The 1,276-nt window shown below is 47.0% G+C and carries 1 protein-coding gene; it reads right to left on the bottom strand.

The features are described 5' to 3' along the window. Positions 1 to 240 precede the first annotated feature (240 nt). Positions 241 to 1,276, bottom strand: a 1,036-nt coding sequence (gene rlmD / locus ACWHAR_RS21895; protein ID WP_452087812.1) for a 23S rRNA (uracil(1939)-C(5))-methyltransferase RlmD, incomplete at its 5' end; no start/stop codon positions are given.

Genomic DNA, 1,276 nt, shown 5'->3' on the forward strand with positions numbered 1-1,276 from the left:
TACATCATTCTACTCATGTATTTTAATCATACTGGAAGGAAATTTTTCCGGTTAAATAACGCTTTTTTTCACCCGCTTTTCAACACGTTTTTTCAATTCTTTTCGCCAGTTAAAATAAAGATCTCCGAGAATGAGAAGGAAGATAAAATTGAGAAAAGACAGTTAGGACAAGGGCTGCACATGAAAAAGACCCGGAAATCGGCAATGTTCATTCTGCCGAAATCCAGATCTGATTAGGAATTAATGAGACGATTTCAATACAAGTCTCGCCACAGCTTCCACATGCGCCGTCTGCGGAAACATATCGACAGGCTGAATATAGTCCACGCGATAGTCCTTCGACAGCGTCTGCAAATCCTTCGCAAGCGTGGATGGATTGCAGGAAACGTAGACGAAGCGTTTCGGTTTGACTTGTTTGATCGTGTCCAGGAACGTGCTGTCACAGCCGGTTCTTGGCGGGTCTACGATGACGACGTCCGGGCGGAAGCCTTCTTTCGTCCATTTCGGGAGCCAGTGCTCGGCTGTTCCTGTTACGTATGTGGCATTTGCCATGCCGTGTTTTTTGGCGTTTTTCTTAGCATCGTCAATCGATTCCTTGATGACGTCCATGCCGCGGACTTCCTTCGCTCCGTCCGCAACCCACATGCCGATCGTGCCGACGCCGCAATACGCATCAACGACTTTTTCTTTTCCGGTCAGCTGCGCCGCTTTTTTCACTTCATCATACAGCTTGACGGTCTGTTCCGGGTTGAGCTGGAAGAAAGCGCGGGCGCTCAATTCAAAAGATACGTCGCCGAGCACTTCTTGAATCACTGTTTTTCCGGCAAGCTGTTTTGTTTTCTCACCAAAAATCACTGAAGTTTTCGCACCATTTACATTCTGAATAATGGATTTGACCTCTGGCAATCGCTTTTGAATCGCTTTGACGATTTCTTCCTTGTGCGGAAGCGTTTCTTTTGCGGTTACAAGCACGACCTGCACTTCGCCTGTTTCAAAGCCGACTCTCGTCACGATCGTGCGAACGTCGCCTTTTCGTTTTCTTTCATTATAAACAGACACATTGAAGTCCTCTAAAATGCGGCGGACGATGCCTGTTGTTTTGTTCGTTGCCGGATGCTGAACGATACAGTCTTTAATCGGCACGATGTCATGAGAATCAAGGCTGTATAAGCCGGCGATGATGCTGCCGCTTTGCGAGCGCCCGATCTGGAATTGGCTTTTATTGCGGTAATTCCACGGGTTGTCCATGCCAATCGTTTCTTTGATTTCCATGTTT

This window comes from Bacillus sp. LR--39 (assembly GCF_053613335.1).